This window comes from Streptococcus sp. FSL W8-0197 (assembly GCF_037963785.1).
Taxonomy (GTDB): Bacteria; Bacillota; Bacilli; order Lactobacillales; family Streptococcaceae; genus Streptococcus; species Streptococcus oralis_CQ.
In genome coordinates this window covers 530,529-548,797 of record NZ_CP150168.1, presented here as the reverse complement: position 1 = coordinate 548,797, position 18,269 = coordinate 530,529, and the positions used below count along the sequence as shown (strand labels likewise).

The 18,269-nt window shown below is 42.3% G+C and carries 22 protein-coding genes and 2 tRNA genes; 12 read left to right on the top strand and 12 right to left on the bottom strand.

The genetic code is table 11. From position 1 onward, the window contains the following. The first annotated feature begins 98 nt into the window (after positions 1 to 98). Positions 99 to 1,646 (top strand): ATP-binding cassette domain-containing protein, encoded by a 1,548-nt coding sequence (locus NYE79_RS02950; protein WP_216728734.1) that lies wholly within the window; start codon positions 99 to 101, stop codon positions 1,644 to 1,646. Positions 1,647 to 1,803: 157 nt separating this feature from the next. Here NYE79_RS02950 and NYE79_RS02945 read toward each other — a convergent pair whose 3' ends face one another. Both NYE79_RS02945 and NYE79_RS02940 read right to left on the bottom strand, forming a co-directional pair. Then, entirely contained in the window at positions 1,804 to 2,499 is a 696-nt protein-coding gene (locus NYE79_RS02945) for an LrgB family protein (protein ID WP_033630102.1), read from the bottom strand. Next, positions 2,496 to 2,870: a CidA/LrgA family protein gene (locus NYE79_RS02940; protein WP_000781325.1), complete on the bottom strand. Its 375-nt coding sequence runs from the start codon at positions 2,868 to 2,870 to the stop codon at positions 2,496 to 2,498. Before NYE79_RS02940 ends, NYE79_RS02945 begins: the two co-directional genes overlap by 4 nt. Before the next feature lie 196 nt (positions 2,871 to 3,066). On the opposite strand from NYE79_RS02940, the gene NYE79_RS02935 reads away from it, so the two are divergent. From NYE79_RS02935 to queF, 7 genes are all read left to right on the top strand, one after another. Beyond that, positions 3,067 to 3,447 carry a MarR family transcriptional regulator gene (locus NYE79_RS02935; protein WP_084917404.1) on the top strand — a complete coding sequence of 127 codons (381 nt, stop codon included), beginning with the start codon at positions 3,067 to 3,069 and terminating at the stop codon, positions 3,445 to 3,447. A gap of 99 nt (positions 3,448 to 3,546) precedes the next feature. Continuing rightward, positions 3,547 to 3,768: a DUF4649 family protein gene (locus tag NYE79_RS02930; RefSeq protein ID WP_000570247.1), complete on the top strand. Its 222-nt coding sequence runs from the start codon at positions 3,547 to 3,549 to the stop codon at positions 3,766 to 3,768. Positions 3,769 to 3,782: 14 nt separating this feature from the next. Further along, positions 3,783 to 4,097 (top strand): thioredoxin, encoded by a 315-nt coding sequence (trxA, locus tag NYE79_RS02925; protein WP_001029576.1) that lies wholly within the window; start codon positions 3,783 to 3,785, stop codon positions 4,095 to 4,097. 200 nt (positions 4,098 to 4,297) lie between these two features. Further along, the gene (queC, locus tag NYE79_RS02920) at positions 4,298 to 4,951 is read left to right on the top strand and encodes a 7-cyano-7-deazaguanine synthase QueC (protein ID WP_000828763.1); all 654 of its coding nucleotides are present in this window, start codon (positions 4,298 to 4,300) and stop codon (positions 4,949 to 4,951) included. Beyond that, positions 4,951 to 5,394, top strand: coding sequence for a 6-carboxytetrahydropterin synthase QueD (gene queD / locus NYE79_RS02915; RefSeq protein ID WP_000464575.1), 444 nt, complete (start codon positions 4,951 to 4,953; stop codon positions 5,392 to 5,394). The genes queC and queD overlap by 1 nt, the downstream gene beginning before the upstream one ends. After that, complete coding sequence (gene queE / locus NYE79_RS02910) at positions 5,387 to 6,103, top strand: 7-carboxy-7-deazaguanine synthase QueE (protein ID WP_000196471.1); 717 nt, start codon at positions 5,387 to 5,389, stop codon at positions 6,101 to 6,103. Before queD ends, queE begins: the two co-directional genes overlap by 8 nt. 18 nt (positions 6,104 to 6,121) lie before the next feature. Next, a complete protein-coding gene (gene queF / locus NYE79_RS02905) occupies positions 6,122 to 6,613 on the top strand; it encodes a preQ(1) synthase (protein WP_000082582.1) in 492 nt (163 codons plus the stop codon). A gap of 262 nt (positions 6,614 to 6,875) precedes the next feature. Here queF and NYE79_RS02900 read toward each other — a convergent pair whose 3' ends face one another. From NYE79_RS02900 to NYE79_RS02855, 10 genes are all read right to left on the bottom strand, one after another. Then, positions 6,876 to 7,544 carry an aquaporin gene (locus tag NYE79_RS02900; RefSeq protein ID WP_216728737.1) on the bottom strand — a complete coding sequence of 223 codons (669 nt, stop codon included), beginning with the start codon at positions 7,542 to 7,544 and terminating at the stop codon, positions 6,876 to 6,878. A 110-nt stretch (positions 7,545 to 7,654) separates the two neighbouring features. Beyond that, entirely contained in the window at positions 7,655 to 8,446 is a 792-nt protein-coding gene (locus NYE79_RS02895; RefSeq protein ID WP_216728738.1) for a DUF2785 domain-containing protein, read from the bottom strand. 61 nt (positions 8,447 to 8,507) lie between these two features. Then, positions 8,508 to 9,290, bottom strand: coding sequence for a deoxyribonuclease (locus tag NYE79_RS02890; RefSeq protein ID WP_216728739.1), 783 nt, complete (start codon positions 9,288 to 9,290; stop codon positions 8,508 to 8,510). A gap of 28 nt (positions 9,291 to 9,318) precedes the next feature. Further along, a complete protein-coding gene (gene pepF / locus NYE79_RS02885; protein ID WP_251463628.1) occupies positions 9,319 to 11,115 on the bottom strand; it encodes an oligoendopeptidase F in 1,797 nt (598 codons plus the stop codon). A gap of 10 nt (positions 11,116 to 11,125) precedes the next feature. Further along, entirely contained in the window at positions 11,126 to 11,869 is a 744-nt protein-coding gene (locus NYE79_RS02880) for a 16S rRNA (uracil(1498)-N(3))-methyltransferase (protein ID WP_251463626.1), read from the bottom strand. Between the two features lies 1 nt (position 11,870). Beyond that, positions 11,871 to 12,821 carry a 50S ribosomal protein L11 methyltransferase gene (gene prmA / locus NYE79_RS02875; RefSeq protein WP_084943128.1) on the bottom strand — a complete coding sequence of 317 codons (951 nt, stop codon included), beginning with the start codon at positions 12,819 to 12,821 and terminating at the stop codon, positions 11,871 to 11,873. A gap of 137 nt (positions 12,822 to 12,958) precedes the next feature. Next, positions 12,959 to 13,432 (bottom strand): GNAT family N-acetyltransferase, encoded by a 474-nt coding sequence (locus NYE79_RS02870; RefSeq protein WP_251463624.1) that lies wholly within the window; start codon positions 13,430 to 13,432, stop codon positions 12,959 to 12,961. Further along, the gene (locus NYE79_RS02865) at positions 13,425 to 13,856 is read right to left on the bottom strand and encodes an NUDIX hydrolase (protein WP_251463622.1); all 432 of its coding nucleotides are present in this window, start codon (positions 13,854 to 13,856) and stop codon (positions 13,425 to 13,427) included. The genes NYE79_RS02870 and NYE79_RS02865 overlap by 8 nt, the downstream gene beginning before the upstream one ends. 1 nt (position 13,857) lies before the next feature. After that, positions 13,858 to 14,919 carry a site-2 protease family protein gene (locus NYE79_RS02860; RefSeq protein WP_251463620.1) on the bottom strand — a complete coding sequence of 354 codons (1,062 nt, stop codon included), beginning with the start codon at positions 14,917 to 14,919 and terminating at the stop codon, positions 13,858 to 13,860. 18 nt (positions 14,920 to 14,937) lie between these two features. Further along, positions 14,938 to 15,408 carry a DUF3013 family protein gene (locus NYE79_RS02855; RefSeq protein ID WP_023935667.1) on the bottom strand — a complete coding sequence of 157 codons (471 nt, stop codon included), beginning with the start codon at positions 15,406 to 15,408 and terminating at the stop codon, positions 14,938 to 14,940. 115 nt (positions 15,409 to 15,523) lie between these two features. Between NYE79_RS02855 and NYE79_RS02850 the strand changes: the two genes are divergently transcribed. The 4 genes from NYE79_RS02850 to NYE79_RS02835 all read left to right on the top strand — a co-directional run bounded on the left by NYE79_RS02850 (position 15,524) and on the right by NYE79_RS02835 (position 18,137). Then, positions 15,524 to 16,795, top strand: a complete 1,272-nt coding sequence (locus NYE79_RS02850; RefSeq protein WP_339293861.1) for a replication-associated recombination protein A — start codon at positions 15,524 to 15,526, stop codon at positions 16,793 to 16,795. Positions 16,796 to 17,059: 264 nt separating this feature from the next. Next, positions 17,060 to 17,132 (top strand) — tRNA-Lys (locus tag NYE79_RS02845). 354 nt (positions 17,133 to 17,486) lie between these two features. Further along, positions 17,487 to 18,002, top strand: a complete 516-nt coding sequence (locus NYE79_RS02840; protein WP_000672740.1) for a DUF308 domain-containing protein — start codon at positions 17,487 to 17,489, stop codon at positions 18,000 to 18,002. Between the two features lie 62 nt (positions 18,003 to 18,064). Then, positions 18,065 to 18,137, top strand: a tRNA-Lys gene (locus NYE79_RS02835). Positions 18,138 to 18,269: the final 132 nt, after the last annotated feature.

Genomic DNA, 18,269 nt, shown 5'->3' with positions numbered 1-18,269 from the left:
ATCTTTTCTTTTAGATATTTTGTATGAAAATGTGGATAAAAAGGAGTATAATAACTTTAAGACTGATTACTGTATATTGATTAGGAGGTCTACTCTTTATGCTAAGAACCTATGTCACAAAGAAACACTTAACACTTTACTTCTTTTCGATTGCAATCACATGGCTGGAAGCGATTATTACGCCAGCGCTCATTCAGAGTATCGTTGCTAGTTTTACCAATCAAGAACTGGAACTTCTTTGGAAAGTTTTGATTTTGGGGATTCTTGGAAACCTCATCCTCTTACTGGGGCTAGCTGGAAAACGCTATTACTACGCTCGTTTGATTACTGATTTCAAATATGGAATTAAAAGCGCTATTTTCAAGCGATTCCTCAGCAGTTATGATATTGCTGAAAAGGATATTTTGTCTGATTTAGAAAACGACGTCAGCCAGTTAGAAAAAAGCTATATTGAGCCGACCGTTATCATTATTTCTTCTCTTGGTTTCACAACCGTCTCCATCCTCTATGCCCTGTGGACTAATTTTTACCTAGGCTTGATTTTTATTCTCTTCTACTCCTTTCCCGTCCTTTGCAGTGCTATCGGTTCAAAACGCTTAGACTCACTTTCTGAAGAGCGGTCAAAAATCAATCAAAGCTACCTAACTAGCCTCACAAACTTTATCAAGGGAAACCAGCAGATTCGTCATTATCAGGGACAGGACTTCTTTTTTGCTCGCTACCAAAATCAGTTACAGGCTAGTCTGGATGCGGAAATAAGATATGAGAAACAACGTACCCTAAACAGTCTCTTTATCAATAGCATCGATGCCTTTTGCTCCGTTGCCCCTATCGTCATCGGCGGTTTTATGACCTATTATGGTTATTTAAACGCAGCTAGTTTTGTAGCCATTTATCTCGTTTCCCACAATATTGGCTATCAATTCCAAGAATTAGCCTACTTTACTAACACCCGAAAAGCAACTCAATACCTCTGTGAAAAGTACCAAGTACTTTTGACCAATTCTCGCCCCATTTCTGCTAGAACCTTCCAAAACATTTATCCCATCCAACTAGAGAATATCTCTCTAGAAAAAGAGGGACAGGTTCTTTTATCCCCTCTTTCCATGCACATCAAGCAAGGAGAAAAAATAGCCATTATCGGAGAAAGTGGCTCTGGAAAAACGACCTTACTCAATATCATTCATGGAGAGGTGGCTCCGACCAGTGGACGGATTGCATTTGCTGGCAAAAGCCTTTCACGTCAAGAAATCACGAGCGTTAGCTCCTATATCCTCCAAGATAGCCATTACTTTGATACACTGTCTCTGGAAGACAATATCCTTCTAGGAATGACTAAAAAACGAGAAAGGCTGAATCATATCCTCAAGACAACTGGTTTAGAACATTTGAAAAATCGAACTCTCAGCAATGAAAGTCTATCCGGTGGCGAAAAACAACGTTTAGAAATTGCTCGCGCGCTCTATCACGACAGTCAACTCATCTTGGCTGATGAGATTAAGGCCAACCTTGACTTAGAGAATAGCAGAAAGATTAGCGACCTCCTCTTCTCCCTACCTCAGACGGTGATTGAAGTCATTCACCACTACACAGAAGAAGACTTAAAACGCTACGACCAAGTCATTCATTTAAGCAAAGAAAAATAAATCTCTACAAAGTAAAATTGGAAAAAGCAAGGAAGTCTGCTTCCTTGCTTTTTATACTCAATGAAAATCAAAGAGCAAACTAGGAAACTAGCCGCAGGCTGTACTTGAGTACGGCAAGGCGACGTTGACGCGGTTTGAATTTGATTTTCGAAGAGTATTAACTCAATATCAAACTGGCTACGATGGGACTGACAAAGACGTAGAGAATACCGGTGACACCGATAGCCAAGCCACCCATGGCTCCTGCTACAGAACCATATCGAAAGGCCGTACCCGTTCCGACAGCATGACCTGTCCCTCCAAGGGAGAGTCCGACAGCCACTGGATCGTCAATCTTCAACCACTTCAAAAGGGTTGGACCGATAACACTGGTCAAGATCCCAGTCGCCACTACGACGACCAAGGTCACAGTCGTCAAACCTTGCAATTTTTCTGTGATTCCCACCGCCATGGCGGTTGTCACTGACTTGGGAAAGAGAGAAATGGCTAGGAAAAAGTCCATACCAAATATTTTTGCTACTATGGCAGTGAAGCTAGTATTGACAACTACTGCTAACAGACTACCAAAGAGAATACTCCGAGCATGGTGCTTCATCAGGTGAAAACTCTTATAAAGCGGAATCCCTAGAGCCACGGTCGATGGGACAATCAAGTTGTTCAGATAAACCCCACCTTGGTAATAATCTTGATAAGAAATACCCGTCGCCTTAAGGAAAATAATGATAAAAATAGCTGACAAAAGCAGGGGCGTTGTCAATGGATGGGGAAAACGTCTGTAAATCAACATCCCCACTAGATAAGCTAGAATAGACAGCGCAAGCCCAAACAGAGGATTGGAAACAAATTCGCTCATTTGGCATCTCCTTTCTCATAATCTCCCTCAAATCGTCTCTTGATAAACTGAACCACTAGGGCAATAAGGATAATGTTGATGACAGCCGCAAAAAAGACAATCAAGACGATGGGCAAGAGATAAGGGGCAATCACATCAAACTTTTCCATGATACCCACTGCTGGTGGCAAAAAGAGAATAGTCATGTTGGCCAGCAAGAAATTCCCGACCATATTGACATGTCTGGTTCTCAGCCACTTGAACTGTAGGGCTAGAAAGAGAATAATCAAGCCGATAATACTGCCTGGGATGGGCAGATGAAAGAAACTGGAGATTCCCTCACCGATAAGAGAAATCACAAAGAGAATCATTAATTGAACATATAATTTCATCCTAAACTCCACGAAATAGACTTCTTGCATACCAGTTTACTCTTTTTTCAGAAAATTTCAAGGAAATATTGAAATTCTTCTCTCTTGCAAGGATTAGTTAAAAGTAGTATAATCATTGCATGCGCAATCATCTTGTGTTACAAAGATAATCAGTAATGACTTTGTGATTTTTACTTTTAAAAGAAAGGAGAAAGCAATGACCTATTTGGAAAAATGGTTTGACTTCAATCGGCGTCAGAAAGAAATCGAAGGTCTCTTAGAAGAGACCATTGCCCAGCAGAGTGACCAAAGTCTGACCTTGAAAGAGTTTTACCTGCTCTACTATCTGGACTTGGCCCAAGAAAAATCTCTACGCCAGATTGACCTGCCAGATAAACTTCATCTCAGCCCGAGCGCTGTTTCTCGGATGGTGGCTCGCTTGGAAGCCAAAAATTGCGGTCTACTTAGTCGCATGTGTTGTGATCAAGATAGACGTTCTAGCTTTATCTGCCTGACAAGTGATGGGCAAAAGACACTGGCCTCTCTACAGAAGGCTGTCGAAGAAAGCTTGGAAACAGGTTTGGATTTCTTGATTTAAGATGATTTTAGAAAAAAGTTGCGTGCGCAATCATTTTTCTTGACATTCTCTTTTACAAGGAGTAAAATAAAGTCATCATTAAACAAAGGAGTTTTTAAAATGATTGAAATTACCTATCTAGATGCCAGCAAGAACGAAAGAACTATAACGTTCGAATCTTATGACGACTTTGATCGTTCACAACAAGCTTGCCTTATCGGCCTCGCAGACTACTACCCAGTCCAAAAATTAACTTACAACGGTCATGATTTGGACTACCATGGGACTTATGGAGATGTCTTCTTCTATCTCATGAAACAAGATTTAAGCCAATATAACTAAAAAGGAGAAATACAATGGCAAAAGCAATTACAGATGCAACATTCGAACAAGAAACAAAAGACGGTTTGGTCTTGGTAGACTTCTGGGCAGCTTGGTGTGGTCCATGTCGTATGCAAGGTCCAATCTTGGACAAATTGTCTGAAGAACTTTCAGAAGATGTCTTGAAAATCGTTAAAATGGACGTAGATGAAAATCCAAACACAGCTCGTGCTTTTGGAATCATGTCTATCCCAACCCTTCTCTTCAAAAAAGACGGCCAAGTGGTAAAACAAGTTGCTGGTGTTCACACTGCAGAACAAATCAAGGCTATCGTTGCTGAATTGAGCTAATCACACGAGAGACCAAGTACTTTATTGGTCTCTTTTTTCTTGCCCTTTGCCATTTTTCAAAAAATATGCTAGACTGTAGGTAGAATATTACGATGTTTGGGACATGCCATCGCTAAAAAAAACCTCTACTTGGTATTTTTTAGCTCCCTCATGGGAGCTTTTTGCGTGCTCTGAACATTTCCCATTTTGGAAGGAGTACTATGAAACGTCAATCAGCCTTGGTCGTCTTTAGTGGCGGTCAAGATTCCACAACCTGCCTCTTTTGGGCTAAAGAACACTATGAAACAGTCGAAGCTGTCACCTTTGCTTACGGCCAACGCCATCATCTCGAAATTCAAGTTGCCCAAGAAATCGCTAAGGAACAAGGCATTCGTCATCACATCTTAGATATGTCTCTGCTGGGGCAAATCACTGAAAATGCCTTGACCTCTGATCTGGAGATCGAGCAAAAAGAGGGAGAGGTTCCCAATACCTTTGTTGACGGCCGCAACCACCTCTTTCTGTCCTTTGCGGCAGTTCTTGCCAAGCAACGAGGCATTAAAGATATCGTGACAGGTGTCTGCGAGACAGATTTCTCAGGCTACCCTGATTGTCGGGATGTCTTTGTCAAATCCCTCAATGTTACTCTCAACCTTGCCATGGATTACGACTTTGTTATCCAAACACCTCTCATGTGGCTAGACAAGGCTGAAACTTGGGAGTTAGCCGACCAACTTGGTGCCTTTGACTACGTTCGTGAGAAGACCTTAACCTGCTACAATGGGATTATCGGTAGTGGCTGCGGAGATTGCCCAGCCTGCCATCTACGTCAGCATGGACTAGATGTTTATCTTTCACAGAAAGGAGAGGGCTAATGTTTTTTGCACCCAAAGAAATCAAACAAGAAACTGGCGAGTCTCTGGTCTACAATCCTCACAGAACCTTGGTATCAAAAGAATTTACCTTTGATGCTGCCCACCACCTCTTTCACTATGAGGGAAAATGCAAGTCCCTGCACGGCCACACTTATCATTTACAAATCGCTGTCAGTGGATTTTTAGATGAACGGGGCATGACCTACGATTTCGGAGATATCAAAGCCATCTACAAGAACTACTTAGAGCCCCATTTGGATCATCGCTATCTCAATGAAACTCTGCCTTATATGAACACGACTGCTGAAAATATGGTTTACTGGATTTTCCAAACCATGAGTCAAGAGTTGCCTGACGAGCGCGGTCTCCGTTTGGAATACGTTCGCCTCTATGAAACTCCGACTGCCTTTGCAGAGTTTAGACGGGAGTGGTTAGATGACTAGGGAACGTGTCCTCAAACTACCTGTTCTGGAAATTTTTGGCCCTACCTTTCAAGGCGAAGGCCGTGCTATCGGGCAGAAAACCATGTTTGTCCGAACTGCTGGTTGCGACTACCATTGCGACTGGTGCGACTCTGCCTTTACTTGGGATGGTTCTGAGAAGCCTACTCGCATGACAGCTGACGAGGTTATTGCTGCCTTGGATAAATTAGGAACCTACGACTATGTAACCCTATCTGGCGGAAATCCCGCAATCTTAGCAGCTAACATGGCTCAACTCGTCACCAAGCTCAAAGAACGTGGTGTCACTCTGGCAGTTGAGACTCAAGGTTCTCGCTGGCAAAATTGGTTAAAAGATATCGACCAAGTCACTCTGAGTCCTAAACCTCCTTCATCAAAGATGGAAGTCAACTTTGAGACCTTGGACTTTATCGTTTCCCAACTAGATCCAGACAAGGTCACCTTTAAAATCCCTGTATTTGACGATAACGATTTGGCCTTTGCCAAAGGGATTCAAGAGCGCTACCAACCAGATGTCCTCTTCTTATCAGCTGGAAATCCTGAGCCCAAGGCTACAGGTAATATTGTCCAAGACCAACTGGACCGTCTCAAAGAACTCTGGGAACGCGTCGCTACTGACGATAGCTGGGGCAATGTCCGCGTCCTTCCTCAACTCCATACTCTCCTCTACGACAACCAACGTGGTGTTTAAGATTAGAAAGAAAAAATCATGTCACAACAAGAAGAAATGAAAAACCTTAGCCTTCTCGGCAACAAAGAAACCAACTACATTTTTGACTATCAACCAGAAGTCCTCGAATCCTTTGACAATCGTCATGTGGAAAATGACTATTTTATCAAATTCAACTGTCCTGAATTTACCTCGCTTTGTCCTATTACGGCTCAGCCAGATTTTGCGACGATTTATATTTCCTACATTCCTGACAAGCTCTGTGTCGAGTCAAAATCCCTCAAACTCTACCTCTTTAGCTATCGAAATCATGGGGATTTTCACGAAAACTGTATCAACACCATAGGGAAAGACTTGGTCAACTTGCTAGACCCTCGCTATTTAGAGGTATGGGGAAAATTCACTCCACGTGGGGGCATTTCAATCGACCCCTACTACAACTACGGTAGACCTGGAACCAAGTATGAAGGCTTGGCAGAACAGCGTCTCTTCCAACACGACCTTTATCCAGAGAAAATTGACAACCGTTAAACTCATACTCAATGAAAATCAAAGAGCAAACTAGGAAGCTAGCCGTAGGTTGCTCAAAGCACTGCTTTGAGGTTATAGATAAGACTGACGAAGTCAGCTCAAAACACTGTTTTGAGGTTGTGGATAGAACTGACGAAGTCAGCTCAAAATACTGTTTTGAGGTTGCAGATGGAAGCTGACGTGGTTTAAAGAGATTTTCGAAGAGTATCATACGAAAAAGCCCTGTTCCTCAAACTGAGGAGCAAGGCTTTTTGAGTTTTAATTATTCTTCTGTTCCAAGAAAGTTTTTAGCAACAAGGGCTGCAAGAATACCACCAACAATTGGGGCAAGAATGAAAATCCATACTTGTTGAAGGGCTGCGCCACCTACCAAGACAGCAGGAGCCAAGCTGCGAGCTGGGTTAACTGAAAGTCCAGTAATGTTCAAGCCCACAAGGATCATGGCCATCAATGACAAACCAATCACCAAACCAGCGATTGCGCCATTGCCCTTGCTTGCTGATGTTACAGTCATGATAACTAGGACAAACAAGAAAGTTGCGATGACTTCAAACAAGAAACCGCCAAAGACAGTGACACCGTTTGCCAAGGCATTTTCACCAAGGCTAGCAGTTGACATGCCTGAGTTAGACAAGAGGAAGAATACCGCAGCTGACGCAAGGAAAGCTCCAACTACTTGTCCAAGGATGTAGTTTACAAGTTCTGAAGATGACAAACGTTTGTTTACAAACATAGCGATCGAAACAGCTGGGTTCAAGTGAGCACCTGAAACAGTTCCGATTGAGAAAGCTGCAACCACAATTGCTAAACCAAAGGCAAAAGCAATTCCAAGGTGTCCAAGACCTTCAACACCATTTCCAAAAACAACAGCTCCTGTTCCGATGAACACAAGCATAAATGTACCGATTAATTCAGCAACAAATTTTTTCATGATAAGTCTCCTTTTTTTCAAACTATGTATTAGTCTATCAGAAGAAGGAAAGGGTTTCAAGAAAATTGACTGGAAAGTTCATTGAAAATCATGAAACGACTCGCTTATCCTTAGTACTGAAAGAATTGAATGGCTTCTTTCAAGGCATCTTGTAAACTGTTTTTCTGGTCAAGTTGGATATAGACTTCCAACAGACATGATCTGAAGTTGGAAAATTTATAAAAATCTTCCCTCTCTTCTATTGGAAAGTCAACAGTTTTTATCCAAGAAGCTACTTGTTCCTGCTCTAATTTTCCTTGCAAAATGGGTTCATAAAGTACTCTCGCTAAGCGCCAATCCTCATCATTTGTAAAACGAATGGGAATTCTTTTAAATAATTGACCAAGTACATCAAATACTTCATAATCTCTGTTTTTAGGAAAATCTGGATGACAAACGACTTCAGTCAAGAGATCCGCTCCATGCGCAAAAGCGTGAACCCAACCATACTGACTTGAAAAACCTGACGTATCCTTTTCTTTTTTAAGATAATACAAACCTTGAGATAGCATAGCATTTCTTATATCATCTTTTAATCCTTTATAGAAAAGAGAGTGCTCATTACCATCTGCAGACAAAAGATTGGCATAAATAAGCGCCCTAAAAGAACGTTTAAGAGCTGAAACTCCTCTACTATCAATCTCTTTGTATAGACCTTCATCAGAGGAGACCTCTTCTGAGACAAACTGAAACTGTTCAAGGGAAAACAGTTCTTCTTGAATCCCTCTAGCCAAACTCGTAAAAACAAGTTCGTCTCGAATTTCTGGAGAGGGATCTCCCAAATGCTCGAGCAACCACTGAATTTCTTCTCGACTATAGCTTGGTTTTTCTTCTGTCACTTTTCTTTGTAATTTTTTACGCATCTCAAGTACCTCTACATTTCTAGTAACTTATCAAAAAGCCATCCAAAGATGACTTTCTGTCTTATTCTCTTTTAGATGGACGTTTTCCTGCTGCAATCGCATCTGCTTCTGTCATCTCAACAACGTTAGCTTTATTCGTTTTTGAAGGCATTCTATCCTTACTATACCAATAAACTTTTGATTTCCCATGGTCTGCAACATAGACAATTCTATCTTGCTGTTGAGCTTTGGTTTCAGCTTCACGCGCAGCTCTTTTTTCTTCTTCTTTTTGAGAAATTAACGACTCAACTGCACCTATTCTATCAAGCAACTCTGTCTTTTTATCATTATTTTCAATCTGATTAACTGTCTCTTTAGCAGACTTCACTTGACTCGCATCTTGACTGTCTTCCAATTGTTTGACTAAGGTTTCACCTTTTTCTTGCAACTCCTTTGCAGCTTTTTCTTTGGCAATTCTCTCTTCTTCTACTTTTTCTTTAGCTTTTTTCTCTTCTTCGATTCGTTTTGCTTCCTCTATACTAGATGAAGTATCTGTGGTTGAAGCTGTCGAAGTAGTAGATGTCGCAGTCTGCTTAGTTTCTGACTGAGAAGATGAAATTTTCTTTGTGACTGTCGGAGTTTGAAGAGCAACTGCAACAAAACTGACAATGAAAATCCCGATCATTAGATTTCTTTTTCGAATATCTGGTGCTTTCTTTACAAAATACCAAATACCAACTCCGCTCAAAACAAGATAGAGAGTAGGCAAAGCAATCAATAAAATGATTCCCAACAAAACTAGACCAATTTTGATAAAATGCATTCTTTGGGGATCTTGCTCTAGCCATTCTTTGATTCTATTCATATTATTCTCCTAAAATTTGCCCATTTCCCTACTCTCCCAACTGGGCACTGTAGGCTATAATCTGGTCAACTGTGTCAGACAAGAACTGGATGGTATCACGTAGTGGTTTATCTGTTGAGATATCGGCTCCGATAATCATGGCTGACTCAAGCGGTGTCTTGCTGCCACCTGATTTAAGGAGATTGAGCCAGTCTCTAGCTCCAGTTTCAGAGTTTTTCAGATGGAGGTAACCTGCAGTAGAGATAACAAGGCCTGCTGAGTATGTGTAGCTATACAAGCCCATGTAGTAGTGAGCTTGACGCATCCAAGTCAAGGCTGCATCATCGTCAATTTCAATGGCATCTCCCCAGAAGTCCGTCAAGACTTCCTTCATAATGCTGTTGAGTTTGCTTGCTCCAAAAGTTTCCCCTTCTTCAATCAATGTATAAACCTTACGCTGGAAGGCTGCTTCCAAGAGGTGGGTGATGAAATTATGGAAGTAGGTGTCTGTCAAGCGATGAGCAAGAGCGAAGCGTTTTTGACGTGGATCATCAGACTGGTGCTCCAAGTAGTCACTGAGAAGCAATTCATTGAAGGTTGATGGCGCTTCGACATAGTAAGTAGACATGTGGGCATTGAAGTAACTTTGGTGATTATCTGAAAAGATGAATTGACCAGAATGCCCGATTTCATGAATCAAGGTATAAACATCGCTCAAACGACCAGTCCAGCTCATGAGGACATAAGGGTGCACGCGATATGGATCCGCCGCATAACCACCAGAATCCTTGCCACTATTAGCAGCGAAGTCCACCCAGCGTTCTTCTTGATAGCGCGCAACTTCCTGACAATATTCTTGTCCCAAAGGTTCTACTGACTTCATGACCAAATCATAGGCGTCATCAATAGTCACTTCAGGATTCAGGGCGCTGTCCAAGTCCAATTTCCAGTCTGCAAAGGTCATCTTTTCAAGACCATTCACCTTGGCAACATACTTGAGGTATCTCTGAGCAACTGGCGCAAAATCCTTCATGATGAGGTCAATCTGGCGGTCAAACATGGCACGGTCAACTTCTTGCTCAGCTAGGAGATAATCAAAGACTGAGTCATAGCCCTTCATATCAGCCAATAGTTTTTCAGACTTAACTTGGGCTAAATAGGCTGCAGCTGCCGTATTTTGATGCTTACGGAGTCCCTCTGAGAAGGAGCGGAAAGATTTCTCACGAACCTCAGCGTCCTCGTGGTTTTGGTAGAAATTCTCATAGGTAACAAAGCTGTTTTTATAGGTCTTGCCATGGGCTTCAAAGTCAGCCATTTCAAAGTCCCCAGCTCGCATCTTAGTGTAAATGTCCTGTGGACTGTAGAAAACTTCTCCCAGATTTGTCAAAGCCTTCTCCACATCAGCCCCTAGGTAGTGGGCTTTTTTGATTTTGGCCTGACGAATGGCTGCCGTCAAGTGAGGCAATTTACCCAAACGGTCCAAGACCTCCTCGTCTGCAGCCACCAAGGCGTCGTCAAAGAAGGTCAAGGCTACGCTGGCATCAGTTTCAAATTCCATCCCAGCCTGGGCAATATTGGCAAATTCTTCATTGCTATAATCTGTCGTCTGAGGCATAAAGGCGTAATTGCCGATATGGCTCATCTGGATATAGATTTGTTCCAATTCCGTAAAGGCCTTCTCAAAATCCTCAAAAGTATGAAGATTGCCCTTGTAATCACGGCTAAATTGATTGATGTCTTCGCGCGTTTTCTCGATTGCACGCAAGAAATCCTCACGGTCTTGGTATAGGGCTGTTAAGTCCCAAAGTTCCTTTTCTGGAAATTCTGAACGGTGTTTTTGTTCCATTTTCTTCCTCTTATTTCTCTAATTCTACTAAAACACTAAGGGCTGATAAGGCGTAAAGTGGTGCTGTTTCAGCTCGCAAGATGCGAGGACCAAGCCCTGCCAAGACTGCTCCTTTAGCTTCAAAACTTTCAATTTCTACTGGTGAGAGACCGCCTTCTGGACCAAAGATAAAGAGCAATTTAGCTCCTTTTTCAAGGCCAGTGACTGCTTGTAAGAGCGCAGCGGCTTCTCCCTCTTTTGCTGATTCTTCATAGGCCACTACAATAGAGTCAAACTGGTCAAACTGAGCTAGAAAATCTGCTTTTTTCTCGAAAAGCTGAATACTTGGAACGATATTACGCTTGCTTTGTTCGGCTGCTCCAAGGGCGATTTTTTCTAGTTTTTCGACTTTCTTGCCTAGTTTCTTGCCATCCCACTTGGCAACGGACCAGTCGGCAGGGAAGGCCCAGATTTGACTGGCTCCGAGCTCGGTTACTTTCTGAGTAATAAACTCCAGCTTGTCTCCCTTGGGAAAGCCAGATGCGATAGTCACCTGGACTGGTAGTTCCACATTGTCAGCTAACTCTTGGACCAACTCAAACTGACGATTTTCCACATCTATCACGCGCGCCAAACGCTTGATGCCATCATCAAAGACCAAAATAACCTCATCATCTTCCTTCAGGCGCATGACCTGAAACATATGCTTGCTGGTTTCCTTGTCCTCGATAGTGACAGGAGATATTGCACTGCCTTTCACAAAATACTGCTGCATGCTAGCCTCCAATCACACCTGAAATATCCTTGGTTTTCTTAAAGACACAGGCATTCCATTCCCCTTGAATCATGTGGGTTTCAAGGAAAAATCCAGCTGACTCAGCTGACTCGCGCACCATGTCCCACTTGTCCTTGATAATGCCACTCATGATCAGGTAGCCTTCGTCCTTGACCAAACGATAAGCATCGTCTGTCAGATGAATGAGAATATCCGCCAAGATATTGGCTACAATGACATCTGCTTCAATCTCCACCCCCTTGAGCAAATCACCTGCCGCTACATGGATATTTTCCATGCCTGGATTGAGCTCAATATTTTCCTGAGCCACCCGAACCGCCACATCATCCAGGTCGTAAGCGAAAATTTCCTTAGCGCCAAGAAGTGAGCTGGCAATAGAAAGGACACCTGAACCAGTCCCCACATCTAGCACCGTTTCGCCACCACGAAGAACCTGCTCCAAGGCAAAGAGGCTCATCTTGGTGGTTGGATGCGTCCCAGTCCCAAAAGCCATGCCTGGATCCAGTTTGATAATCTTTTCTCCAGCAGTCGCCTCATAGTCTGTCCAAGATGGCACGATGGTCAAATCATGAGTGATGCGAGCTGGCTCATAGTATTTCTTCCAGTTGTCAGCCCAGTCTTCCTCAGCTAAGGCTGTTGTACCCATCTTGACATCTCCCAAATCCATAAAATCTGTCAATTCTGCTAGGCGAGCCTGCAAGTCCACCTCAACTACAGCTACATCAACCGTATCAGGATAGTAGGCGGTCACTACGATTTCTTCTTGTTGCTCAACCTCTGGGAAAATTTCGCCAAAACGATCCACATTTCCCACATAATCCATGCTGTCTTCAATCGCAACACCTTGGGCACCTAACTCAATTAAGAGATTGGAAACCAATTCCTCTCCCTCACGCTTAACTGTTACTTTTAACTCTTGCCATGTTTCCATCATTAAGATACCAAGCCCGTAAAACACAAAGCCAAAATAGGAAAGTCTCTGAAGACGCTTGTGTCTATGAGACGTTTATCTTTTTGGCACAGTGTTTAGGGCGGGTTCAGTTTAGAAATGTAACCGAACCATCCTTTCTATTTATCAATCATTTTATTCATGTAAACCATATCCATACCTTCTTTTTCAGGCTCGATATGGGTTTGACGGTAGCCATTTTTCTCATAAAAGGCGACCATGCCCGCATCCTGTAATACCGTACACAAATCCCACTGTTTAATCGTTGGAAATTCCTTTTCCAGTAATCTCAATCCCTCAGAACCATAACCTTTTCCTTGATACTGGGGCAAAATCGCTGCGGTCCCCAACCAAGCTTTCGTTAACTCGTCATTGGTCTGAACTCGTAAAAATCCGATGTTTTCTTCATCTTTTTTTACAAAGTAGTAATAGCTATTGGGACGCTCGACTAGTTTCCACTTAATTCGTTCACGGTCCTCCAGATAAGGATCGTATTCGTCTTGGTATTTCTCATAGACTGCCTTAAAGCTAGCCCTTTGAATTGCAATTACGGTTTCTAAATCCTCTGCTCCTGCTCGTTCAAGTCTAATCATAGTCTCTCTCCAAATAATCCCTCACCCTATCCTGCAACTGGGGTACAACCCTATCTGAGCCAAGAAACTCGTCAATGCCCATCAGTTTGTAGCCCTGCCCTTCATCACCAAAGACAATCTTGTCAAACTGTTCCTGAGTCAACTTTCCCACTAGAAAGACGGATTCCTTCCCCTCAAAAAGCATACTTGGGTACACCTTACTCCAAAGCAGGCAATCTTCAGTCAGATGAATTCCTAGTTCTTCATAAGCTTCACGCTCCGCGCACTCAAAAGGACTTTCATCACCTTCTCGTCCGCCACCTGGCAACTCCCACATATTGGGCCAAGGGATATTTTCCTTGTCATCACGCAAGATGGTCAGTAGCTTATCTCCACAAAAGAGGGCAATTTTGCAACCTGTAAAATCAGAAATTTCTATTTCCATATCAGACTCCTTCGGATAATTCTTTCTCCAGCTCCTCTAACCAGTTTTCATAGTAGCGTTTCTCATCTCGCAACATTCTACTGCTATTCATTTTCTGTCTAGCAATCTTTATAGCCTTGCGAGTTTGAGCCATGTCTTTCCTTGCCTTAAATTGATACCAGGCTTGAATGCTCTGCATGTCTGCCATTTTTAGAGACAAAAAGGATTTAACTCCTCGATTACTTGCATACTCCTCTGCTTTCTCATGATCTCCTTCTAGCAAGGCAATGTGAAGAAGGTATAATTGAGAAATCGTTTTAGACATTGGGTTATCTGTTTTCTCTAGCAAAGACTGAAACTGTTGCTTTGCAAGCTCTATATTATCATCCAATATGAAGACCAAGCCCCGAAGAGTCTGAACACTTTCTGCAAAACTCCCTCTCGCATCCTCAGCAACAGGCATGATAAAGTCTTTCAAATCATATTCTTGAGGAGCTAGCAAGGTCTGGGCAGAATGCCTCAATACCAAGTAGGCGTATTTGGTATTTTCAGGATATTGTAGCAATTCCCAGATTTTCGCTCCATCGGTAATCCCAACTGACTTAGCATTGATGAGAAGAAAAGATACATTTAGACAAATCCAAGTAGCCGCAAAATACCAGCTTCTTGTCAAAAATCCATACAATATCGCCAATAAAATCAAGCTAAGATGAACTATCAAGCCGCCTGCAAGCATCAGGATGATTCTTTGGTCGCTTTCATCTTCTTTCAATCCAATATACTGAGCGCCAACATTTTTCAGAACAGCTGTTCGGCTAAGAGAAAACTTTCCTGACTTTTTGGTCAGAAGAAAATTCCCTAATCCAAAAGCCACCAGTCGATAGCCTGTCAGGTAACCGCAAAATGCGTGTCCCAGCTCATGAAGGATAAATATCAGATAGATGCTGAAGAAAGTAAATAGGTAACCTGGAACAAAGACAAACGAAAAGTCTAACTCTATAAAGGCAATTGTCCCAAAAGCAAATCCTAGCATCAAAAAAACGAAGGACAGACCAGAGATAAAAGACAAACCTATTTTCTTCATATACTTCCTCGCTAGTTTCTAATACCTCGGATAAGGATAAAATTCTCCTTCTTCCAAGCCGACTTTTCCTTCTTCAAAGACTTCTTGGTTCCATTCCATGACGAACTCTTCTGCTTCTGGGTCTTCCAAAAAGTCCATAAGCGCATCCAGCCCAACCTCTGCAGTGTCTTTGAGGAATAGCGCAAAATAAGCTAGAAACTCACGAGAAAAACCTTTTTTAGGTAGGTAAGGGATAACTGTCAAATAGTCTTCCTCATTGACTGTTGACTTGGCAGGATTGTAGAAAAGGACTGCTTCTTCAAAGAGGATATCGTCTGATGATACCTCTCCGTCCTCGTCCACCATCTCCACACCTGCAGCGTTTTGTGCTTCCAAAAGAAAACTCACTTCTACCGCATGGTTGCGCTTGTCCCAACTAATCTCAAAGTCAAAGGGAAAGTTCTTGTCCAATTCTTCCTCTAAAACATCTAAAAATCCGTATGTTGCCATTTTGTCCTCTTTCTATGCGACTCTTTAATCGCCCCGATTGCTCGGAAATATGCTAAAATAGATACTACCATCTTACCACATATACATCAGAAAATCCATGTTAGAAAGGACTGCTATGCCAGACAATCTCGCGCTTCGCATGCGCCCCAAAACCATCGACCAGGTCATCGGTCAGGAGCATCTAATCGGACCTGGAAAAATTATCCGTCGCATGGTGGAAGCCAATCGTCTGTCCTCCATGATTCTCTACGGACCTCCAGGAATCGGAAAGACCAGTATCGCCTCTGCCATCGCTGGGACCACCAAGTATGCCTTTCGGACCTTTAATGCGACAGTCGATAGTAAGAAGCGACTTCAAGAAATCGCTGAAGAGGCTAAATTCTCTGGTGGATTGGTCCTACTACTGGACGAGATCCACCGACTAGATAAAACCAAGCAAGACTTTCTCCTTCCCCTCTTAGAAAGTGGTCTGGTCATCATGATTGGGGCGACGACTGAAAATCCTTTCTTTTCTGTCACTCCAGCCATTCGTAGCCGTGTTCAGATTTTTGAGTTAGAACCCTTGTCCAATCAAGATGTTAAACAAGCCCTGCAAATTGCCATCAGCGACCCTGAAAGGGGATTTGACTTCCTAGTTGAGCTAGATGAGGATGCCCTTGATTTCATCGCGACCTCTACAAATGGAGACCTGCGTTCTGCCTTTAATTCACTAGACTTAGCCGTTCTCTCTACTCCCGAAAATGACAAGGGTATCCGCCATATAACACTGGATATCATGGAAAATAGCCTGCAACGGAGTTACATTACCATGGATAAGGATGGGGACGGTCACTACGATGTCCTTTCGGCCCTGCAAAAGTCTATCCGTGGCTCAGATGTTGATGCCAGTCTTCACTATGCTGCCCGCTTGATTGAGGCTGGTGATTTGCCAAGTCTCGCTCGTCGTTTGACTGTTATCGCTTATGAAGATATCGGTTTGGCCAATCCTGAAGCCCAGATTCACACCGTGACTGCTCTGGATGCTGCACAAAGGATTGGTTTCCCAGAAGCCCGCATTCTCATTGCCAATGTCGTGATTGACTTGGCCCTTTCTCCAAAATCCAACTCAGCCTATGTAGCTATGGACAAGGCTCTCGCCGACATCAAAACATCAGGGCACTTGCCTATTCCGCGACACCTGCGTGATGGGCACTACAGTGGAAGCAAGGAACTGGGGAATGCCCAAGACTATCTCTATCCACACAACTACCCTGGAAATTGGGTCAAGCAAGACTATCTGCCAGAAAAAATTCGCAATCATCACTATTTCCAAGCAGAAGATACTGGTAAATATGAACGAGCTTTGGCTCAAAGAAAGGAAGCTATTGACCGTTTGCGAAAAATCTGAAATCCTTTTCAAAAAATTGCACTTTCCTCTTGATTTTTTTCGAAAAAGTGGTATCATATAAACATAGAAACGCTGTGGTGTACGACTTCACACTTAAGTGTTGACCGACTATTTTTTGTATTATTAGGGAAACAAAAGTCTTCTAACAGCATGTAGGCCGTCTCACACGGAAACAGCTTCAGTTAGAGCGAGTTGCCCACCTGCTTAATTGCGCGGGTTCAATACAAACCGTGAAGTTTCGGCACCAATACAGCTTTTTTCTTTGCCTCCTTAGCTCAGCTGGCAGAGCAGCGGACTCTTAATCCGTGGGTCACAGGTTCGATCCCTGTAGGGGGCATCTAAATACAACAGGAAAAAGCCTTGTAAATCAAGGCTTTTTTTGCTTGTCTATAACTGATTTACCCCATCATTTGTCCCACATTTTAAATCTATCTTTTCTTTTTGAATCAAATTACATCTTTACAAATAGTGTAAAGCCAGTTACTTTTGCTTTGATGCCATACAATATTTTCATGTAGAGAAGACAAATTTTATCTTCTCTTTTTATTTTCAAAATAATAAAAACTGATTTTCTTTTCATAAATCAGACTGAAACTTCCAAATTTTCCATTTTGTTTATTGACATTTCCTCTAAAAAGGTGTATAATATTTTTATTATCAAACTATACTATACTATATAGGGGGTATTGAAATGAAATTTTCTAATCGTTTACTGCTATTCCTTGCAGGAGTTGTTTTTGTCCTTTTAGGACTTTTCCTATTTACAAACCCAGTAGCTAATCTTGTTGCTTACAGCTGGTGGATTGCATTTGGTTTACTGGTTTCTTCTATAGCAGCTATTTTAGGCTATTTCTCTGTACCAAAAGAGCTTCGCTCACCAGCTCATCTTTTCCAAGGGATTGTTAATCTTCTCTTAGCTCTTTACCTCGTTGCCTATGGCTTTGTGACGCTGCCAGTTGTCATTCCAACTATTTTAGGAATTTGGTTAATTGTAGAAGCCATTATAGTTTTCTTTAAAGGCAATCGTTTGGGATTGATTTTCCCTATTATTGGCAACCATATCATGTGGATAGCGTTGCTTGCATTTTTACTAGGTCTAGTGATTTTGTTCAATCCAGTAGCTACAAGTGTCTTTGTCGTTTATGTCGTTGCCTTTGCATTTTTAATTGTTGGTTTCACCTATATCCTTGATGCCTTTCGTAAATAATCTAGCTGCCATTTTGGGCATATTAAAAAAGCTGGGAAGTTACATTCTCAGCTTTTTCTGTTGCTTCCTTAGCTCAGTTGGTAGAGCAGTAGACTCTTAAGCTATGGGGCGCAGGTTCGAGCCCTGCAGGGGGCATCTAAATCAACAGAAATAAGCCTTGAAACCAAGGCTTTTTTTAACGTCTAATAGCTTTTTGTAGAAAAGTATTTAAAAATAAAAGAGAAGAGAATCTCTCACTCTCTTCTCAGTATATCTTATTAAATTTAG